The 19,459-nt window shown below is 35.7% G+C and carries 12 protein-coding genes; 7 read left to right on the top strand and 5 right to left on the bottom strand.

Annotation, left to right across the window (positions count from 1 at the left end; genetic code table 11):
- Positions 1-101: 101 nt before the first annotated feature.
- Positions 102-2,465: a peroxidase family protein gene (locus BC008_RS28300; protein WP_027842193.1), complete on the top strand. Its 2,364-nt coding sequence runs from the start codon at positions 102-104 to the stop codon at positions 2,463-2,465.
- A gap of 273 nt (positions 2,466-2,738) precedes the next feature.
- Positions 2,739-3,596 (top strand): 2OG-Fe(II) oxygenase, encoded by an 858-nt coding sequence (locus BC008_RS28295; RefSeq protein WP_161938172.1) that lies wholly within the window; start codon positions 2,739-2,741, stop codon positions 3,594-3,596.
- Positions 3,597-3,927: 331 nt separating this feature from the next.
- Here the strand turns inward: BC008_RS28295 and BC008_RS28290 are convergent, their stop codons facing one another.
- Positions 3,928-4,338 (bottom strand): universal stress protein, encoded by a 411-nt coding sequence (locus tag BC008_RS28290; protein ID WP_027842191.1) that lies wholly within the window; start codon positions 4,336-4,338, stop codon positions 3,928-3,930.
- A gap of 89 nt (positions 4,339-4,427) precedes the next feature.
- Here BC008_RS28290 and BC008_RS28285 point away from each other — a divergent pair, with 89 nt between their 5' ends.
- The 5 genes from BC008_RS28285 (at position 4,428) to BC008_RS28260 (ending at position 13,929) form a co-directional block, all read left to right on the top strand.
- A complete protein-coding gene (locus BC008_RS28285; RefSeq protein ID WP_027842190.1) occupies positions 4,428-5,633 on the top strand; it encodes a phosphoglycerate kinase in 1,206 nt (401 codons plus the stop codon).
- A gap of 213 nt (positions 5,634-5,846) precedes the next feature.
- Positions 5,847-6,491, top strand: coding sequence for an NUDIX hydrolase (locus BC008_RS28280; protein WP_027842189.1), 645 nt, complete (start codon positions 5,847-5,849; stop codon positions 6,489-6,491).
- An 858-nt stretch (positions 6,492-7,349) separates the two neighbouring features.
- Positions 7,350-10,442 (top strand): GAF domain-containing sensor histidine kinase, encoded by a 3,093-nt coding sequence (locus BC008_RS28275; protein ID WP_235595949.1) that lies wholly within the window; start codon positions 7,350-7,352, stop codon positions 10,440-10,442.
- A gap of 343 nt (positions 10,443-10,785) precedes the next feature.
- Positions 10,786-11,130 (top strand): hypothetical protein, encoded by a 345-nt coding sequence (locus tag BC008_RS28270; protein WP_027842188.1) that lies wholly within the window; start codon positions 10,786-10,788, stop codon positions 11,128-11,130.
- A gap of 816 nt (positions 11,131-11,946) precedes the next feature.
- Complete coding sequence (locus tag BC008_RS28260; RefSeq protein ID WP_027842187.1) at positions 11,947-13,929, top strand: DUF3857 domain-containing protein; 1,983 nt, start codon at positions 11,947-11,949, stop codon at positions 13,927-13,929.
- A 78-nt stretch (positions 13,930-14,007) separates the two neighbouring features.
- Here the strand turns inward: BC008_RS28260 and BC008_RS28255 are convergent, their stop codons facing one another.
- From BC008_RS28255 to BC008_RS28240, 4 genes are all read right to left on the bottom strand, one after another.
- Entirely contained in the window at positions 14,008-15,810 is a 1,803-nt protein-coding gene (locus tag BC008_RS28255; RefSeq protein ID WP_027842186.1) for a HEAT repeat domain-containing protein, read from the bottom strand.
- A 114-nt stretch (positions 15,811-15,924) separates the two neighbouring features.
- The gene (locus tag BC008_RS28250; protein ID WP_027842185.1) at positions 15,925-16,881 is read right to left on the bottom strand and encodes an effector-associated domain EAD1-containing protein; all 957 of its coding nucleotides are present in this window, start codon (positions 16,879-16,881) and stop codon (positions 15,925-15,927) included.
- Between the two features lie 1,177 nt (positions 16,882-18,058).
- A complete protein-coding gene (locus tag BC008_RS28245) occupies positions 18,059-18,694 on the bottom strand; it encodes an ABC transporter permease (protein WP_072207780.1) in 636 nt (211 codons plus the stop codon).
- Positions 18,691-19,440 carry an ATP-binding cassette domain-containing protein gene (locus tag BC008_RS28240; RefSeq protein WP_027842184.1) on the bottom strand — a complete coding sequence of 250 codons (750 nt, stop codon included), beginning with the start codon at positions 19,438-19,440 and terminating at the stop codon, positions 18,691-18,693. Before BC008_RS28240 ends, BC008_RS28245 begins: the two co-directional genes overlap by 4 nt.
- Positions 19,441-19,459 lie beyond the last annotated feature (19 nt).

Genomic DNA, 19,459 nt, shown 5'->3' with positions numbered 1-19,459 from the left:
AAAGTAGAATGGCTTTACGGTACTTTTTATACTTCGCTGCATACGTAAAATTGATAAGATCGATAGAGAAAGTAATGTAAATTTTTATAAATCATACAATAATGTCAATCCTGTCACGAGACCCATTTGCTGACGGTAGTTTGGTTTTGGGAGATGGAGGAATTTCCACTCGAACGATTGACGGTTCTAACAATAATTTAGAACAACCTGAATTGGGAGTAACTAGCACTCCATTTATTCGCTTGGCTCCTGCAGAGTTTGAAGATGGTGTTTCCTCACCTGCTGGATTAGCTTCAAATGCTGAGGGTAAGCAATTTATTGGTGCAGATGGAAATCCAGTCACTCGTCAACCAATCCCAGTATTTACAGAAGTAGAAAAAAATAGGTTAATAAGTTTAGGGTTTAATGTTGTTGATAATACGGAAAAATTAAGTAATGTACCTGATGCACCTTTTATATGGTTAGAACCCTCTGATCGTCCTAGCGCGCGTGTTATTAGTAATACTTTATCTTCGTTGGAAGAAGGAGAATCTCTTCCCAACCCGGATGGTTTGAGCGCATTAAATTGGGCTTTCGGTCAGTTTGTTAACCACGATAATAATTTAGCTCGGGTAAGTGAAATTAATTTTCCCATTGATATCCCGACAGATGACGTTAATTTCCCACCTCAAACTCCACCTTTACCAACTATCTCTCGTCAAGAAGATGGTGGCTTACAGTTTGAATTTCCCAGGGATTCGATTGCGGATGGTACCGGAGTTGTTCTTGATGATGGGACTATAATTCCAGCAGAAGCACCCAATGATTTGACTCATTGGCTCGATCTTTCGGCTGTTTATGGTTCTAATGATGAATTTGCTACAGCCGTTCGTGCTTTTCAAGCAGGTAAATTAAAGGTTTTTTCTGAAGAAAGCTGGGCTGTTAACGATGATTTGCTACCTGCAGATGAACAAAACATCACCCGTGGTGGATTTTTCCAAGGGGTAGGTTTTCTTGCTGGTGACGATCGGGTGAGCGAACAAGATGGATTAGTTTCCCAGCATACTTTATGGGTTAGAAATCATAATCGTCTTGCTGTAGAATTATCCAGATACCATTCTAATTGGACTGACGAGGAAATTTTTGAACGCGCTCGTCAGATCAATATTGCCCAATATCAGAAGGTTGTCATGTATGAATGGCTACCTTTACAAATAGGCAATGTCATAGATGCTTATACCGGTTACGATTCAAATGCATTTCCCCAAGTAAGCGACGAATTTAATGCTGCAGGTTTACGCCTCGGTCACAGCCAAACAGGTAATAAAATAGAGAGCATTGATGCTGACGGTAATGTTACTGTTTTACCTTTATTGACTACATTTGGTGCGCCAAATATCAATAGAGGAAGTGATGTTGACGGTATTTTACGCGGTAACACCTATACCCTTGAAGAAGAAGTCGATACGAATGTAGTTTTTGACTTGCGTAATGCTTTATTTCCTCCTGCTGGTGTGGGCTTTGATTTGTATTCTGCAAACATGCAACGGGGACGAGATCGAGGTTTAGCCGACTACAACCAAGTTCGGGCTAGTTTTGGTTTAGAAAGAGTAACTAGTTTCGACCAAATTACTTCTGACCCTGAATTAGCAAATTCTCTGGAAACTCTTTACAAGAGTGTAGAAGATATAGATTTACTAATTGGACTATTTGCAGAAGATAGAGTTGCTCCATCTGGTGCAGGGGAGACGATCCAAGCAATTTTAGCCGACCAATTCGAGCGTTCCCGAGCATCCGACCGTTTTTGGTATGAAAGACCGATTTCTGAAGGTGGTTTCTTTAGTGCAGAAGAAATCGCAGAAATTGAACAAACTACTTTTGGGGATATTATCAAGCTCAATAGTGAAATTCCTCATCTTGTAGATGATGTTTTCTTCACTCCTTCAGCAAATAATAATATTGATGATGGACTTTTAGATTTAACCGGGTTTAGCGGACAAGCTCAAGTAACTATCAGCAGGGAAGCTGCATTTAATAACTCAGTCGGTTTTTACGTTGTCACAGATCGTGAAGGAACAATTACCGACTCTGTTACTGGTGAAACTTGGACCCCCGAACAAGGTGCAGATTATGCTCGAGTTGCGATCGCTAACAGTATTGCTAATTTTCAAGTAGAAGACAATCTCAGTTCTGGGAACTTTAATTTTGATTTACCTGTAGGAAGTTTCCTAGCTCCATATCTAATTCAAAATGGAGATATAAGTGATTTTGAAAACGGTCAAGTAGAAGCATTCTTTGCTTTTGATGAAGCTAACAGCGATAGCGTTCATCATGTCCTAGAACTAGGTAATGGTAGTAATGGTACTTTCAAATTTGCTTTTGAGGATTTGAATAGTTCTGGAAGTGGAGGTAGCGATAAGTCCATAGGACATGTACAAAGCGATCGCGATTTTAACGATATGGTGATGCAAATTACTCTCACTTAGTAGTAAATCTGGTCATCAATCTAACTCAATGTTCTAGATTTTTGCTTGGTTTAGATTCCCAGGTTGAACTTTGTTTGTCTAAAGGGTTAACAGCAAAAAAGCGCGACTGCGAACAAAAAATTCCTAAATAAAAATTCCCAAATATTCAAATGTCCCTTTTAATGCTTGTGACTTGAGGAATATTTTTTATTCGTTAAGTCTGAGACTCGAATGGTTCTGACTTTTGCTGATTCTGAAATTTTCTTCTTTACTCACCTTCAAAGAAAGTCTTATATGAACTTAAATAACAATCAAAAAAACTCAGGTAACGAGCCTCGAAAAGCATTAGTAAGAGTATCACAAAGCCTACAACTAACAGATCTACTTGATCTATTAGAAAGCAAATATCTTGCACTTCGCATTCCTAACTATTACCCCCAACAAGAAGCAGAAGAAATTAGCCAAGAACTGATTAAACAAAAAACTCTCGAGCGTTATGACAGAGCACCAGATGTAGGAGTGCAAAGAACCGCAATCACTTTTTTTGAAACTAGTTGTTGCGTGGAAATGCTCCAACGCTATTACAAACATGCTCAAGTTTCGATCCAAACTCTGCGACAAGCTTGCTTTCCTAATCTGTCACCCCTCGATAAGCTCAAGCTTGAATTAGAAGAGATGTGGGTTGCAGGTGCTCACATTGAGAATATCCATGACAAAACGATGTTAGCGGGAATCGGGCGCGTATTTGAAGATAATTTTGAATTACCACCCCACCAAGATATTTTTGCGCGAGATATCTCAGATTCAGGAGTTCCTCCAACTCGTCCCTTCGAAAATTTGACTGCTCAGTTATCCGCAAACATCTATCTTCAAATTCCTGAATCGGGTGGTGAATTAGAAGTTTGGGAATTAAAACCATCTACCTTTAAGCAAGAAGAAATTCGCGATCAAGACTATAAGTATGAAGGTATTATTGACCGTAATATTCTTCCTAAGCCAACTCTACTAATTAAGCCAGAAAAAGGTGAATTAATTCTATTTGATTCAGGAAGAGTCCATGCTGTTCGTTCCTGTCAAGGTGGACCCCGAGTTTCTATGTCCATATTTATTGGATACCGCACTCAAGATAAATCTTTGACATACTGGAGCTAGTTGCGCCAGCGGTAGCAACTAAAAAACTAGCATATAGTTTTATAACTCGATTTTTTTATACTGCAGAGACGTAGCAACGCTACGTCTCGCTCGAATAAATATCAAAAGTTATTTGCTTTGTGCTCTTGTTGTCTTCTTCAGCTTCAAAGAGAAAATAAAATGAAAAACGAAAACAAATAACAAAAACAAAATATTATTTGGCTATATAGTTATCAATAAAATCCACATATTTTTTACTCCCAATTAATATAAGAGGTAACTTGCTGGGTAGATTAGATATAACTTTTTATGCCAAAACAGATCCCAAGCTTAGCAATAAATTAAATTTTTATTACGGGACAATCAAAACTGGACAAGGAGAAAGATTAATGACACGGTTCGTAACACTGTCGTTAGCTCCTTCTTCAGTAAGTCCTAATCCGCGACATCCCATAACAATTAGATTTGCATTAACTTCATCAGCAACATCGCAAATAGTAAATGCTGGTTTCCCTTGTTTTTCAATGACTTGGACCTGGATCCCTTGCTTTGAAAAAATTTCTTCAACATTTTCTAAAAGTTTTGCAACAGCTGTTGGTGACTTCATTGGATCTTCCTCATTAGATGAATCAGAGGAAGTTTCTTCCACCACAGATAGCAGTATTAAGCGGCTTCCGTACTGTTTTACAACATCAATTGCTACCTCCGCTGCATTGCGTGCTTCTTGACTTTGATCGACTGGAAATAAAACTGTCTTGAACATGGCATTCACCTCTGCCCCCCTGAGTCTGTAAAATTTGGATGGTTATACTTTCAAAACAATAACAAAAAGGCGATCGGGAGGGTTTGATTGTGTCCAAAAAAACTTTAGCAAATTTATCAGCGAGTGAAGTATCTGGAAAACGTGCTTTGGTACGGGTAGATTTTAACGTACCTTTAGACGAATCTGGAAAAATCACCGATGATACGCGGATTCGAGCAGCCCTACCAACGATCCAGGATTTAACAGGAAAAGGTGCCAAAGTCATTTTGGCAAGCCATTTTGGGCGTCCCAAGGGTGTTGTAAACGATAAAATGCGCTTGAATCCAGTTGCTAAGCGTCTTTCTGAATTATTAGGGAAAGATGTAATTAAGTGTGATGATTGTGTTGGTGAAGAGGTAACAACAAAAGTTACCGGGTTACAAAATGGACAAGTACTTTTGTTAGAAAATGTCCGTTTTCATGCTGGAGAGGAAAAAAATGTTCCGGATTTCGCCAAGCAATTGGCTGCAAATGCTGATTTTTACGTAAATGATGCTTTTGGTACCGCTCACCGCGCCCATGCTTCTACGGAAGGTGTAACCCACTATCTCAGCCCTTCTGTTGCTGGGTATTTGATTGAAAAGGAATTACAGTATCTCCAAAGTGCAATTGAAAATCCCCAGCGTCCTTTAGCTGCAATTATTGGTGGTTCTAAAGTTTCCAGCAAAATCGGTGTAATTGAAACCTTATTGGAAAAATGTGACAAACTCATCATCGGCGGTGGAATGATTTTCACTTTCTACAAAGCCCGTGGTTTGAATGTTGGTAAATCCTTGGTAGAAGAAGACAAGCTAGAATTAGCCAAATCTTTAGAAGCTAAAGCAAAAGAAAAAGGCGTACAATTATTACTTCCCACCGATGTAGTAGTTGCAGATAACTTTGCTCCTGATGCTAACTCCCAAACCGTGAGCATTGATAGCATTCCTGATGGCTGGATGGGTTTAGATATTGGTCCAGATTCAGTTAAAACATTCCAAGCAGCACTTGCTGATTGCAAAGCTGTAATTTGGAATGGTCCAATGGGTGTGTTTGAATTTGATAAATTTGCTGTTGGAACTGAAGCGATCGCTCGCACCCTTGCTGATATCGGTAAAAGTGGTGCTACAACCATCATTGGTGGTGGGGACTCTGTCGCAGCTGTAGAAAAAGTTGGTTTAGCCGACCAAATGAGTCATATTTCTACCGGTGGTGGTGCGAGTTTGGAATTACTTGAAGGTAAAACCTTACCCGGAATTGCTGCTTTAGATGATGCATAAACTCTAAGTTTTCATCGAAAGCAAATGGTGATAAACAATAACCATAAACCATGAGTAATAAGTAACTAGCAATAAGCAACAATAGAGTAATTTATTTTACTCTTAGTTGCTTGCTAGTTATGACCGCTAAAAATTAGTCCCAAATTTGTGGTATTGTGCATGCGTTGGAGCACTCAATATCTACGGGACGGTTGTATGGAGGAACAAAAGGCCATAACGTCACAATGGTTAGAATGGGCGCAAAAATTACAAGCGATACGCCAAAGGCGTGACGCTGTGCGTATCGCCCAAAATGGTCTGGCTTATTCAAAGAATCAGTTTGACATTGAACGTTACAATTCTTTACAAAATATTACTGCGGAAATCGTATCTAATTACTCAGAGTTAGAGCATAAGCAAATTCTCGATTTATTCATAGGGGAAGTGGGTTATGCAACCCCTAAAGTTGATATCCGTGGTGCAGTCTTTCGCGATAATAAAATTTTACTAGTCAAAGAACGAGCCGATGGTTTATGGACTTTGCCAGGTGGATGGGCCGACGTGGGAGAATCGCCAAGTGAAGCTGTTGTCAAAGAAATTTGGGAAGAATCAGGTTATCAGACTCGTGCTCTCAAGTTAGCTGCCGTATACGACCGAGATAAACAAGGGCATACCCCGTTTCCATTTTACTGCTACAAATTCTTTTTTCTCTGTGAATTGATTGGTGGTTCTCCTTCTGTTTCCATTGAAACTGAGGAAGTGGGTTTTTTCTTTGAAGATAATATACCTCCACTATCAATAGGAAGGGTAACAAAAGCACAGATAGAACTAATGTTTGAGCATTACCGTCACCCAGCTTTATCTACGGATTTTGATTAATGTTCAAAATTTAAAAACTTAGAGATTTAAAAATTTAAAAATTTCCAGATTTCTAGATAAAAAATAATCTTAAATTTTAATTACCCTATACTTTTAGTGCCAGAAAATAAATAAAACTGACTAATACCTGAATCTTAACTTAAAAATATCTTCCATCTCACTGGATAATTATCGTTATTACCAATGCGTTTATAAAATGTTAAATAAACTATCATTTAAATTACTCTCGAATTTTATTTATTACGGACAAAATATTATTAAATAATAAGTGTATAAGAAATATTTCATATGATAGATGTGATATTGTAATATGTATTTTATTAGTAATAATTGCAATTTGCTTTTTTTAATTAATTTATTTTTCTCTTATTTCGAGGAAATAAACTAAAAAATTATATTATTGACCCCTAATAGTAAATCTATTGATAGATGGCATTGTCGTAAAATAAGACTATCTTTAAAATGATTCCTATTTGATTGGAAACTGAACTGAAAAAAAAGTAAGATATCAAGTTATCTTGGTAATCATAAATCACTATATCTATATCGTTGTGCTCGGCATCGTAGATGTTGTACATATCTTAACAGTGATTTACAACTAAATAAAATGATGAATTTAAAATATAAATCTCTCAACGAATAAATTCTGATTTTTTTATTTTTCATAAAAGATATTATTTATATGATTTAATTTGATTTACTGAAATTTCTGTATTTTATCCAAGAAAATTCTCAAAAACCATATTTTGTTATGAAATAAACGCTTATATGATTGCAAAAAGGCATCCATATTAAGCAAGTTTTATGCTGTCTTAAATAATAAAATTTGGTCGCAAAATTTTCAGGAAAGTTCTCTAAATGATTAAGGCTATGCAGTTAAGTTCGCAAAAACTAAAGAAACAACTTGATCTTTTTACTAAGGGTTTTCAAGAGCAACCAGCACAACATAAAGTATTGGCAAGTATGATTGAAGAAATTCGGGAACCGATAGATTTGAATGCAACATTTGAAGCTATTGTTGCTCAAGTTCGACAATTATTGAACGCTGATCGGGTTGCGGTGTTAAGATTTTCTCCCGAGGATGATTGGGAAGGACAATTTATTTTTGAAAATGTTTCCACAGATTGGGATTCAATTGTAGGAGAAAAAATTCGCGATCGCTGTTTTGCAGAGAAATTTGCCACTGATTACTCCCAGGGTAGGATACAAGCAGTTACAGATGTTCATGTAGCCAAACTTAATGATTGTCATGCAGAAATGCTGGAAAAGTACCAAGTTAGAGCTAACTTGGTAATTCCCTTAATTAAAGAAACAAAATTGTGGGGTCTGCTATGCATTCATCAATGTAGTAGCGCTCGTGAATGGAAATCTTCTGAAATCAAATTTGTAATTACCATTGCTAGGCTGTTGACAGTTGCAATTCAACAACTGGATCGAATTGAAAAGGCTGATTTAGCTAAAAAACTAGCCACTGCGAAGCAGAAACACAAAATGGTTGTTGAAATTATTGAAAAAATCCGTGATTCACTCGATATCGACACAATATTATCAACTACGACTCAAGAGATTCGACAATTATTGAAGGTTGATCGTGTAGCCATTTTTCAATTTAATTCAGATTGGAGTGGTAATTTTGTTGCAGAGTCATTCGAACGAGCTTGGACGCCTCTGATTGGAGTTTCTCCGACAATTAACGATACTTATCTGCAAGATACTCAAGGGGGACGGTATACCAATAATGAGAGTTTTGCAGTGGACGACATTTATCAGGCTGGTTTTAGTGAATGTCATGTAACCCTACTAGAACAGTTTCAGGCTAAAGCTTTTGTAGTCATTCCAATACTAAAAGAGGACAAGCTTTGGGGGTTAATTGGGGTATATCAAAATTCTTCTCCTAGAAATTGGCAAGCTGATGAAGTTGAAATTTTAGCTCAAATTGCTTCCCAGGTTTCTGTAGCACTAAGTCACTACGAATTATTCGCTAACGCTCGCTATGAAATCGAACAGCAAAAAGCATTGACTAGTACGATTGCCAGTATCAGACAGTCTGTAGCTTTAGAGGATATTTTCCAAACCACTGTTACTCAAGTACGTCAGTTACTTAAAGCCGACCGAGTTGCTATATTCCGTTTCGATCCGGGGAATAAATGGGAAGGAGAAATTATTTATGAAGATGTGGCTTTGGGCTTAAATTCAGCTCTTAAAGATAAAGTCTATGACCATTGCTTTGCCCAAAACTATGTACCACTTTATCGCCAAGGTCGAATCAGTGCGATTTCGGATATTTACAAACATGATTTCAAGAAATGCTATATCCAAATCCTGGAAAAATTCCAAGTACGTGCGAATATTGTTGCACCTTTAATTAAAGCTGGTGAATTATGGGGTTTATTATGCATTCATCAATGTGAGAGAACTCGAGACTGGCAATCTTCAGAAATAGAGTTTGTCTATCAAATTGGCGAACAATTAGGAACCGCATTGAAACAGGATACCTATTGGGAGCAAGTTCAAAGCGATATGCAAGCAAAAGTTGCTGAACATAAACAGGCGATGGAGCGGCAAAAATTATTAGCTATAACTGTAGATAAAATACGTCACTCTCTTGATATCCAAACTATTTTTGAAACTAGTACCCAAGCAGTAAGGGAACTACTAAAAGTTGATCGAGTTTCAATATATCGCTTTGATTCTGACTGGAGAGGTGAATTTGTTGCAGATTCCTTTAAAGATGGTTTGCAACCCCAGTCAAAAGGACACTCAGCTATATTACCAACATTTACAAATACAAATAAAGATGGGAAACTGCCGCGTCATGAAGTTTTTACTTCTATTTCTCAAGGTAAAGAATTATGGGGATTATTGATTGCTTATCAAAACTCCTATCCCCGTCATTGGAAAAGTGAGGAAATCGAATTACTCAACCAACTTGGGGCTCAGTTGGGGGTTGCAATTCAGCAAGCAGAATTACTCCAACAGACAAAAGAGCAAGCAACACAACTAACTGAAGCATTTGAGGAAATCAAACAAACTCAGGAGTACTTAATCCAGGGTGAGAAAATGGCAAATTTGGGAGAGTTATTGACAGGTATTGTTAGTGAAATGAACGATCCTGTTAACTCTATCCTGGAGAATATTAATGAAGTTAGCCAACGTACTGGGGACTTACTGGAAATTACTAGCCTCTACCATCATAGTTACCCTGAAGCTTCACCAGCGATTGAAGAGCGACTCAAAAAACTCAACCTAGATCTGCAAAACACGGATTTATATGAAACTCTTAACTCCATGAAAATTGGAGCTAAACATCTGAGTCAGACTTTAGGATCGTTGGAAAAATTTTCCCGTGCAGATGAAAGCGAATTGAAACTAGTGGATATCAATGAAGAATTAAATAATATTTTACTTATTTTAGAGCACCGATTAAAAGCCAAGGGCAAATATCCTGGAATTGAGGTGATAGAGAAATATGACAGAATACCGTTAGCTGAATGTTATCCAGCCCAATTAAATCAAGCATTCATAAATATCTTGCTTCATAACATTAGTACTTTAGAACAGAAATTTGTCACCATTGAAAAAGAACATTCAGGAAGGTCATCAGAATGTCCTTATATTCCCTTATTTATCTGGATTGTGACTAAATCTGTCGGTAGCAAAATTAGCATTAAAATTACTGATAACGGTCCAGGTATGATGGAATCGGTACGGGAAAATATTTTTGACTTGACCTCTAAAAGTAAAGATTTCCAAATTAAAGATTCCACAACAAAAGAAGTTTTTCCCAGAACAGGATTAGGTTTAGGTATTTGTCATCAAATTATTGCAGATAAACACCAAGGTCAAATTAAGTGCTTTTCTCAAGTGGGTCAGGGAACAGAATTTTTGATTGAAATTCCCACCAGACAAAGTCTTCCCATCGAACATTTCTCTACTTTCAAAACCTTTTAGCTAGGTAGAGAAAAAATCGCACATATCTGTATAAAGTATGATTTCGGTATATTAGCATTCGCCGTTAAGTCTTAAGTCCTACTTAGGATGTCGTTAGCTTGTGATTAAACCGAGTCTAGGTTAATTACAAGCAGCGATCACTTTGGTCAACATTCAACTGAGGATGAGAAATAGTGAAAACTCTATAGCTATTACTAATCCAATAAAACTAAAGTTAGGAAATATTGGATAGAAGATAGAATTTCCATTTTGTAACAATAGTATATTTTAGTACAGCTTAATATGTAATTGGTCTTCTCAAAGCTGTATCTATGTTTAGTAAAACTAAAATAGACTAAACATTATGATTAACCAAACTATAACTTTAGAACAAATCGTTAAAATAGGTGAGAAGATTGGACTTCACACCGTAAAACAATTACAACTTCAAGGTGGTTACCAATTTTATATTGTTTTTCGTCTTCCTCGTCTTGAGAATTACTCGATTTGTGTGAATGTTCATAGCGAAAAACCGATCGAGATTGAAGCTTGGGAATCTTCATCTGACATTGATATTGTTTCTTTACAATTATCAATGCTTGATAGTTGTACCTTGGAAATAATTCCTCACACGCTCCAGTACGTGATGCATTTAATTGAAAAATATGAAGAGATTGATGATGATGTGTTGCTCCGACTAGTAGCTTAAGTAAATCAGAAAATACATTTCTGGTAATCATTTAGTTGGGCAATTTTTACCCGATCTGTTGACACAGTTAAATGACAATATTCGCTCCTCTTCTTTAAAATAAGTTAGGAAGTGGGGAATTTGTCCTCATCTAAATTTTGAACAATTATGACATTTTCCCAACTACTTGTATCTTCTGTAGATAGATAATTTCTCTAAAAAATATAATATTCAATAAATCAACGAGTACTTAAAGGCGAGGTAACCATTCTCTGCTCTAAAGAGACAGAGCTTTATCCCCCTCCACAAACTAACCGCATGTTGGTGCGTACTCATTTGTTTCGCGGAACTTTAGGCGCGGTTACGTTTGTCCAGAGGGTGTAAACTCACCCCCGCGCCCCCTAGTGACTCAGTTTTCGTAAAGACACTCGCTGTTTTACTTGACTACTGCCCATTAAGCCTTGAGAACGAATCAAAATTCTCTGCGTTAGGTCATTTCGTCATAACTAACTTGACGTTAACACTACACAAAGGTTCCCGATGCCAAGCATTTCTCTAAACAAATTTTCACGGACAATCAGTTGTCCCGAGTCGTTTTTCCTACCAGCTATAAATAGACTGGGTTTCCAAACTCCCGTGAGGTTCTTATGAGTTATTCTTATTTCTCTTTGTATGAAAAGAAATAAAAATGTCGTGGCACTATAAACCAATACCATAATAGTGTGTGATTTAAGTCACAAGCTTTTTGACAATAATAAGTTAAAAGTACTACTTGCTATATAAATGCTTGTACATTCTAATACAAGTATTTGGTGTCTATTGCTTGTGTCGCGAAAAATGAAATATCGAAAACAAAAACTTATTTTTAGATTTATTGTTGCCTTTTATTGTGGAATATTATTCAATATAGTACCTAATCTTGGCTATGGTGCTGATATTACACAAGTTATAAGTTCTCGCCAGATAAGCCCACCCGTAAAAATAGAAACCGATATTAAGGGTGAGAAAAATAAAATACAGTCTATTCCTCAAGCAGGTCAAGATAAAAATATTACCCATAATGTAAGGATAGACAATTATGAAAATAAGTATTTAATTAATTCCGACTATACATATACTCACTTCAAAACCCAGCAAACAACTTTGCTCACCAAACAAGGGATTGAAGACTGGAAAAGAGATTATCTTGATTATTCTCCCGATACCCAATCTGTAGAATTAATTGACGCTTATGTCATTCAACCAAATGGGAAAAAAATTAAGGTTACCAAAGAAAATATTTTCACTCGTTCTAGTCCTGAATATGTACCGGGTTTCACCAACGATTTAAGGATGACGATAGTATTTCCCCAACTCAAAGTTGGATCTAAAACTTTTGTGCAATGGAAACTGACTCAAAAAAAACCTTTTACTGTTGGTTTAAGCGATGTTGAGGCTCCATTCTTTTCCGTACCAGCAGTTAAAGAATCTATAGAGATAGAATTACCTCCATCCCTTAAACTTTATTGGGAAAAGAGAGGAGACTATACAGTAACAGACACTTATGAGGGAAATCGTCGCAAAATTAAAGCCGTAATAACCAATCGACCTGGTTATGACTTTGAAAATCGTATGGTTAATACCTGGGATTTTGATTCTATGTTTGTATTTTCCAATCTAGATCGTTGGGAAGAAATAGGTCGGATTGTTTGGGATAAATGGCGGGATAAAGTCATCATCACACCAGAGATCGAAAAATTAGCCCTGCAAATAGTAAAGGATAAACAGGGTATTGAAGCCGCAAGGTCAATTTATAACTGGGTCGCACAAAATATTGAATACCTAGCAGTTTATCTCAACGAATCAGCAGGTTATATTCCTCACACTTCCACGCAAATTCTCCGCAATGGCTATGGAGATTGCAAAGATTATGTACTTTTAATGCATACTTTACTTAAAGCCATAGGTATTAAATCTATTCCTACTTTGGTCAATTCGGGAGATATGTACCAAAAGTTGCTATTACCTACATCTTCACAGTTTAATCATGCCATAATTTACTTACCCGATTATCAGATTTTTTCTGACCCAACTAATAATTATGCTGCTTTAGAGGAGTTAGATGATTCTGTTAGTAATAAGTTCGTTGTCTTACTGACAGAAAAAGGTTTAACTAAATACACACCAAAATCTTTGGCTAAAAATAATAGCTATCAGATGAAAGCTTCAATTAACATCGAAAAAAATGGAACCATCAAAGGTCAAAGCGAATTAAAATATTCTGGTAATTTTAATAGTGGTTACAGGCAATACTTTACATCTAATGCACCAAAGCAAATTGCGAATAAAATCTTAGCAGGTACTCCTGAAGGTGGTGCTGGAACTTTAAAGACCGGCGATTTAGATAATTTGGATGTACCTGTAAAAGTAAAAGCTAAATGGAGCAGCCCTTATGCTGTGGATGTGGAAGATCGCATATATTTCAATACACCTGTTGGAATTAATACTATCAACTCTCAATGGTTAAGGAGATACCTTACACTTGATAAACGCTTGTATCCATTTATTGTAGGTGCTAGAAGTTATAATTGGGAATATAAAATTAATATTCCTGTTGGATATAAAATAGTCCGCCAACCAAAGAATAGGAATTTATTAAATACAACTGGTTCCTATATAAGTAGCTACGAACAAAAAGAAGGATATATTTTAGTAAAACGTAATTTAATTATTAATAAGGATGTTTATAAGGCTGAAGAATATCCTGATTTTCAAGAATTAATCTATAAACCGATTAATGATGCTCGTAGTATTATAGTTTTCGAAAAAAAATCTGTTTGAAATGAATATAAAAATGGATATAAAAGTCAAGTCCAAACACTATCATCAATTCTGGGATGATCGGACTGGTTTTTGTTTCTATTGATATATTTGCTTGAAAATCTCACGAATTTTATCATTGCCAATGATAATTCCTAATAGAAAAACCAATAATAAACCTAAGAAAATATTAGAACCTAACAAAAAAATAATAAATAACCATATTAATAAGTTTTTATTTCCAATAGCATAAAGACCGATGAATGATATTAAAATTGATAATAATAAACATATGAATATTAATAGTAATTTAACTTTAAAATCTAAATTTTTATCTGGTTTGAATGCTTTGTTTTTTGGATATATATTTTCTTGATTGAAATCTTTATTTTGACATTGATTAATGTCTTCTTCTGTTTGAGCTAGAGAATCACTATCTTCTTTTTGCTCTACAGGATTTAGTTTTTTGCTTGCATCTGTATCAGCTTCCACAATAAAGTAGTTTGATGAATCATGTGTTGTCTGACCGATTTGATTCATCAATATAAAAGGGTCACTCGAGTATTTCCGCAAGGCTTCTTCTGCATCTTTGTAGTCATTTTTTATATATATATTCAGCAAAGTTTTTTCTACTGCATCTCTGACATCAGAGATAATATCATTACGCAAGCGTTCGACAAGAATATTTTTTACTAGTTGTGTCTCATCCAATAGAATGCTGGGAATGTTTAGTTCGCCGAATGCTTGAATTACATACTTGCGTGCAATCCAATCATGCTCTAATACTTTTAGCTTTTCAATCAGTGGTTTTAATGCGCGGGGATCTCCCATTTTCCCTAAAATTTTAGCGATCGTAACACATTCATCTGTATTGATTTCGTCTTTTAGGGACTGAATAAGTTCGTTTACAGTCATTCGGTCAAAATTAACATTTCGTACCGAACTCAATTCTTTAATCAGTTTGGAGTCCGGAAAATTTTCTTTTGACAGTTGTTTGGTATCCTCAGGGTAGGCTAACTCTAAATATCTAAAGACTCTAATCTTGTCCTTACTAGATGTTTTATGAACTCGAATATAATTTTTGAGCGCATCTTTTGCAGCATCACGCACATTACTAAATTTATCTTGTTTAATAGCTTGTTCTAAAGCATCTATGGCTTTTGAAGGTATTAATTTACCCAGTGCAATTGCTGCTTGCAAACGTACAAAACTATCGTTCTCAATCGGCTCGCTATAGTTTAAAGCCTGTATTAGAGCATTAATGATATCGTTGTATTTGTTTAATTCATAGTTATTTAACTCAGGCGTTGTTATTTTTGCGAGAGCAACTACCCCTGCTGCTCGAATGTCGGGGTTTTCTGCAGCATCTCGGAGTAAATCAACAAGCAGTGCGATCGCTTCTTGGGCTTGTAAATTTCCTAGTTTCTCAATAGCAGCCTCCCGCATATCGATATCTTCAGAAGTATTTATTGTTTTTATTAAGTTTGCAGGATCTGTTTCTGTTAATTCTTCCTTTTTTTCTTGAGTTAGGTCTGCTCCGGCTAGTATCAAAGCCCGTCGAAGTTTTTTTAGAACATTTGTTAATTTAGAATCCAAACCCTCTCCTACGTGGTATTTTATCATCAGACGATAATATATTGTTCCTCCTACCTCACGGGCTCGATCGCGAACTGGCTTCATGTAATCGTTACGCATCGCGTAAATTAAAGATTCAACTGCTTTTAGTAACTCAAAGAAAGCTGTTTTATCTTTACTCTCAATAATCCAATCGACTATCTTACCCAACTCAGAAGCTGCTGCTTGTCTTTCATATCTATCTTTTGAATTATTTAAATTGAGTACGCAAGTTTGCTCTTCAACTAAAAATTCTAAGGTATTTTGGGAACTTTGAGGTTCTTCCATTACCTAACTCCTTAATCGCTGCAAAATATAATCAGAATTATTTTAAATAATTTCATTACGTTATTACTGTCTTAGTATTATCCAGCGAAAATCTAGTATTAATTTTCTCGGTCTTCAATTATTCTCAACTGTTTTCTTAGGAAAACATAAATCGCAACTGCAAAATTCTAGCTTTTCTATAAGATGGGGCATAAGAGCGGCATTAACTTCTAAGTTAGAAGAGAGTGTTGGTAGAATCCCCTTATATTTTCTTTTATTACAGCAAACTTTTGCTCTGAAAGCTGGGTCTGATAACAATCGCCATTTTTTAGTATCAGCATCATACCAACCTAAGTAGTAGCCAAGTGTTTCTAAGTTAGTGCATCTTTTCTCTTGCCAAATACTTTGCTGAACAGCTAAGCCAAAACAGTAATTGCTGTGTTGTTGCCACATTCGATCTATTTGACATAGGAGATAACAAGGCAAAATATAAATATCTCTTTCATTCAAAGATTCATTCGGGCTTTTTTTAGAGAAATAATTTAAAGTTGTATTTATAATGTTGAGGGTTGCTTGATTTGCTTCTACCCATTTACGGGCTTGAAGAAGATTGCTTAAGGAGCGATTTAATTCATATATTTCACTTTCAGTTTGTTGATTTTGGTGTAGTTTTACTTCAAATTTTCGATGTAATTCTTGATTTCTATTTCTTTCTTCTTCAAGTTCTCGATTCAATTGTCTGTTTTTGCTTTTCTCCTTCTCCAATTCTTGATATAATCTACTGTTTATGTCTCTTTCTTCTTCAAGTTTTTCCAGCATTTTTACTCTATAAACTGTTCTATAAAAATTTTCTAACTCTGGATTACTGGGGTTTTCGTTATATGCGCCCTCAATTAGTTTTTCTAATTTACCCTGTGCTTTAGCCCATGTAATTAATTTAAAAACAACTGTATTAAGATCTATCTCTCCAGCTATTGTTGCTAAACTTTCTTCTAACCTGAAATCAACCATCATCGCCAATTTACTTTGTGTTGGATAAGCACTTATTATGGCTTGATGTAGTTGACTGCGTTTTTCACCATTCATATCCATAACCTGTTACTCACAACTGCGAGCGACAATTAAATCAATCCCAAATGTATAAATAATATGAATACAGATAGGCATAGGAGCAAATAAATTAAAATAATTGCTAGTAGTTTGTTTGATAGCTTTATTCACAGAAAATTTTTTAGTATTTGGTAATCTATAATTAGACCAGTCTATTAATATAGAGTTCAATGTAATTTTTATTTTTTAAATAGAATTTTATTAAGATGAAAACGAATACATTATTAAATATTTTTGCTTTCTTTAAAGTACTTCACTACTTAAATAAACTCTTCCGAAAAAAGATGATTGAGAAAAAAATATATTTTTGACTATCCTTTTTCTCTATTCAATCACAAGATAAATTACAAGCACCCAACTATATCTGCATTTGATAAATATGCTTATGCAGAATATTTTAACGAAATATTTCAATTATTTATAATTTTAACACAGCAAATGACAGCGTTACAGACATATCTTACAATATACCTTCATGGCAAATAATAAGTAAAAGAATTAGGTTTTGTTTTATCATTTTTTATACGTACAGATATCCCAAATAATGCAGTCGTCTGCTCTATGGAAGCAATAGCTAATTAATCTAAACTCTCATAAATTTAAAAATTATTTAATTTTTACTAAAACACTTTATCTTTTTGTATTAATTTAATATCAGGACTTACGCAATGGAGATTTGTCATTGCGACCGAAACGGAGTGTAGGGAAGCAATCTCAGAGTTCTTGCGTTAGCGCAGCGTGTCCGCAGGACATATACGTCGCTATCGCTCGTAATGACGCAATTACGTTAATTTTGCGTAAGTCCTAAATATATCCAAAATTTTGAACTAACTTTAAAATAGTATTTGTTTTTTATATTAATTGTGCGGAAGTTTTTGCAGTTTACTGTAATCTTTTAAAGACATTTCTATGCTAGGTAACCTCTAATGACCTAATTCGTAAATATCTACACAATAATAAGTAAGTAATAAAAATAGAATTTAAATTATTATTTAAGAGTAATTAATTATATTTAAACTCAAGACAAAACATAGGAAGGGGAAATCCTATGGTGTGTAATTCGTGAGCAGCAAATGCGATTTATCTGCCAAACATCTTAATTGTTTGCGACTTATCGTTCTTCTTTCCCCTTCCAATAATCCCCTGTTTTCCGTTCCACTTATTTTTTCCCAACTTTCAACTTTTTCTCAAGTCCACCAATTAGAAGATCGGCAAGTAAGGCAATCCCAGCAGCAGGAACAGCACCTGCTAGAATTAAATCGTTGTTAACTGTAGAAATTCCTCGGAAAATAAATATCCCTAAACCACCAGCACCGATTGCAGCAGCGATAGTTGCAATACCAATAGCAATTACTGTTGCAACCCTAACTCCAGCTAAAATAACTGGCATTGCTAAGGGTATTTCTACTTGCATCAATAATTCTTTGTCAGTCATTCCCATACCTCTTCCAGCTTCTCTAATTGCTGGATCTACACCGGATATACCAGTGTAAGTGTTGCGGATTATTGGTAATAAAGAATAAAGGGTGAGCGCAACAATTGCAGGTACCTTACCGATCCCACCAAGTACAGGTATGGGAATTAGTAAACCAAACATCGCTAAACTGGGAATAGTTTGCAAAACATTTGCAATTCCAAGAACTGGTTGACGAAAATTCTTTTCACGGGTAATTAAAATACCCAGAGGTAAACCAATTAGTGTAGCAATAGCGATGGAAACAAGTACAAGAAATAAGTGCTCCAGAGTGCTCTCCCAAATCTCTGAGCCATATTTAATCAAGAAAAAATTATTCATAGTGCAAATTCAATACATTCAAGAAAGGCGCGAGCTTCTGGGTGTTTAGATTGCTTAAACTCTTCTGGTGTCCCTAAAAATACCATTTTTCCTTCATCCATCAAAGCAATTCTAGATGCTAAAACAAAGGCTTCTTGGATGTCATGGGTAACAAAAACTACGGTTTTACCCAATTCTTCCTGCAATCTTCGAAATTCCTGTTGTAGCTCCAAACGGGTAATGGGATCCAATGCACCAAAGGGCTCATCCATTAATAATACTGGTGGATCTGCCGCTAACGCCCTTGCAACGCCAACTCGTTGACGTTGTCCCCCAGAAAGTTGATGGGGATATCGATGAGCAAATTGGTTTGGTTCTAAACTAACTAACCGTAGTAGTTCGGAAACACGACTTTGAATTTGCTTTGGTTTCCAGCCTTCCAAAGCCGGAACTAATCCCACATTTTTTTCTACCGTAAAATGGGGAAATAAACCAGTTTCTTGAATGACGTAACCAATTTGTCTTCGTAATTTAATTTCATTCCACTCGGTAGTTGGAATATCATTGAATAGTACTTCACCTTCCGTTGGCATGTATAGGTGATTTATTAATTTCATCGTAGTAGTTTTACCGCTACCGCTACGACCAAGTAATATCAAGGCTTCTCCTTGATTAATACTGAAGTTAAGATTGGCTACCAAAGGCCGATTGCCCTTGACTAGAGTAACATTACGGAATTCAACTGCTATTTGATTGTTAGACGACATGAATAAATTTATACTCGAA

The sequence above is a fragment of the Mastigocoleus testarum BC008 genome (assembly GCF_001456025.1).
In the GTDB taxonomy this organism is placed as follows: Bacteria; Cyanobacteriota; Cyanobacteriia; order Cyanobacteriales; family Nostocaceae; genus Mastigocoleus; species Mastigocoleus testarum.
Note: the sequence above shows the minus strand (reverse complement) of the source record. Positions and strands in the feature narration are given on the sequence as shown.

What these genes read in the sequence shown, in the direction of transcription:
- BC008_RS28300 (WP_027842193.1), top strand. Translation starts at nt 102, where the DNA reads ATGTCAATCCTGTCACGAGACCCATTTGCTGACGGTAGTTTGGTTTTG.
- BC008_RS28295 (WP_161938172.1), top strand. Translation starts at nt 2,739, where the DNA reads ATGAACTTAAATAACAATCAAAAAAACTCAGGTAACGAGCCTCGAAAA.
- BC008_RS28290 (WP_027842191.1), bottom strand. Translation starts at nt 4,338, where the DNA reads ATGTTCAAGACAGTTTTATTTCCAGTCGATCAAAGTCAAGAAGCACGC.
- BC008_RS28275 (WP_235595949.1), top strand. Translation starts at nt 7,350, where the DNA reads ATGATTAAGGCTATGCAGTTAAGTTCGCAAAAACTAAAGAAACAACTT.
- BC008_RS28270 (WP_027842188.1), top strand. Translation starts at nt 10,786, where the DNA reads ATGATTAACCAAACTATAACTTTAGAACAAATCGTTAAAATAGGTGAG.
- BC008_RS28260 (WP_027842187.1), top strand. Translation starts at nt 11,947, where the DNA reads ATGAAATATCGAAAACAAAAACTTATTTTTAGATTTATTGTTGCCTTT.
- BC008_RS28255 (WP_027842186.1), bottom strand. Translation starts at nt 15,810, where the DNA reads ATGGAAGAACCTCAAAGTTCCCAAAATACCTTAGAATTTTTAGTTGAA.
- BC008_RS28250 (WP_027842185.1), bottom strand. Translation starts at nt 16,881, where the DNA reads ATGGATATGAATGGTGAAAAACGCAGTCAACTACATCAAGCCATAATA.
- BC008_RS28245 (WP_072207780.1), bottom strand. Translation starts at nt 18,694, where the DNA reads ATGAATAATTTTTTCTTGATTAAATATGGCTCAGAGATTTGGGAGAGC.
- BC008_RS28240 (WP_027842184.1), bottom strand. Translation starts at nt 19,440, where the DNA reads ATGTCGTCTAACAATCAAATAGCAGTTGAATTCCGTAATGTTACTCTA.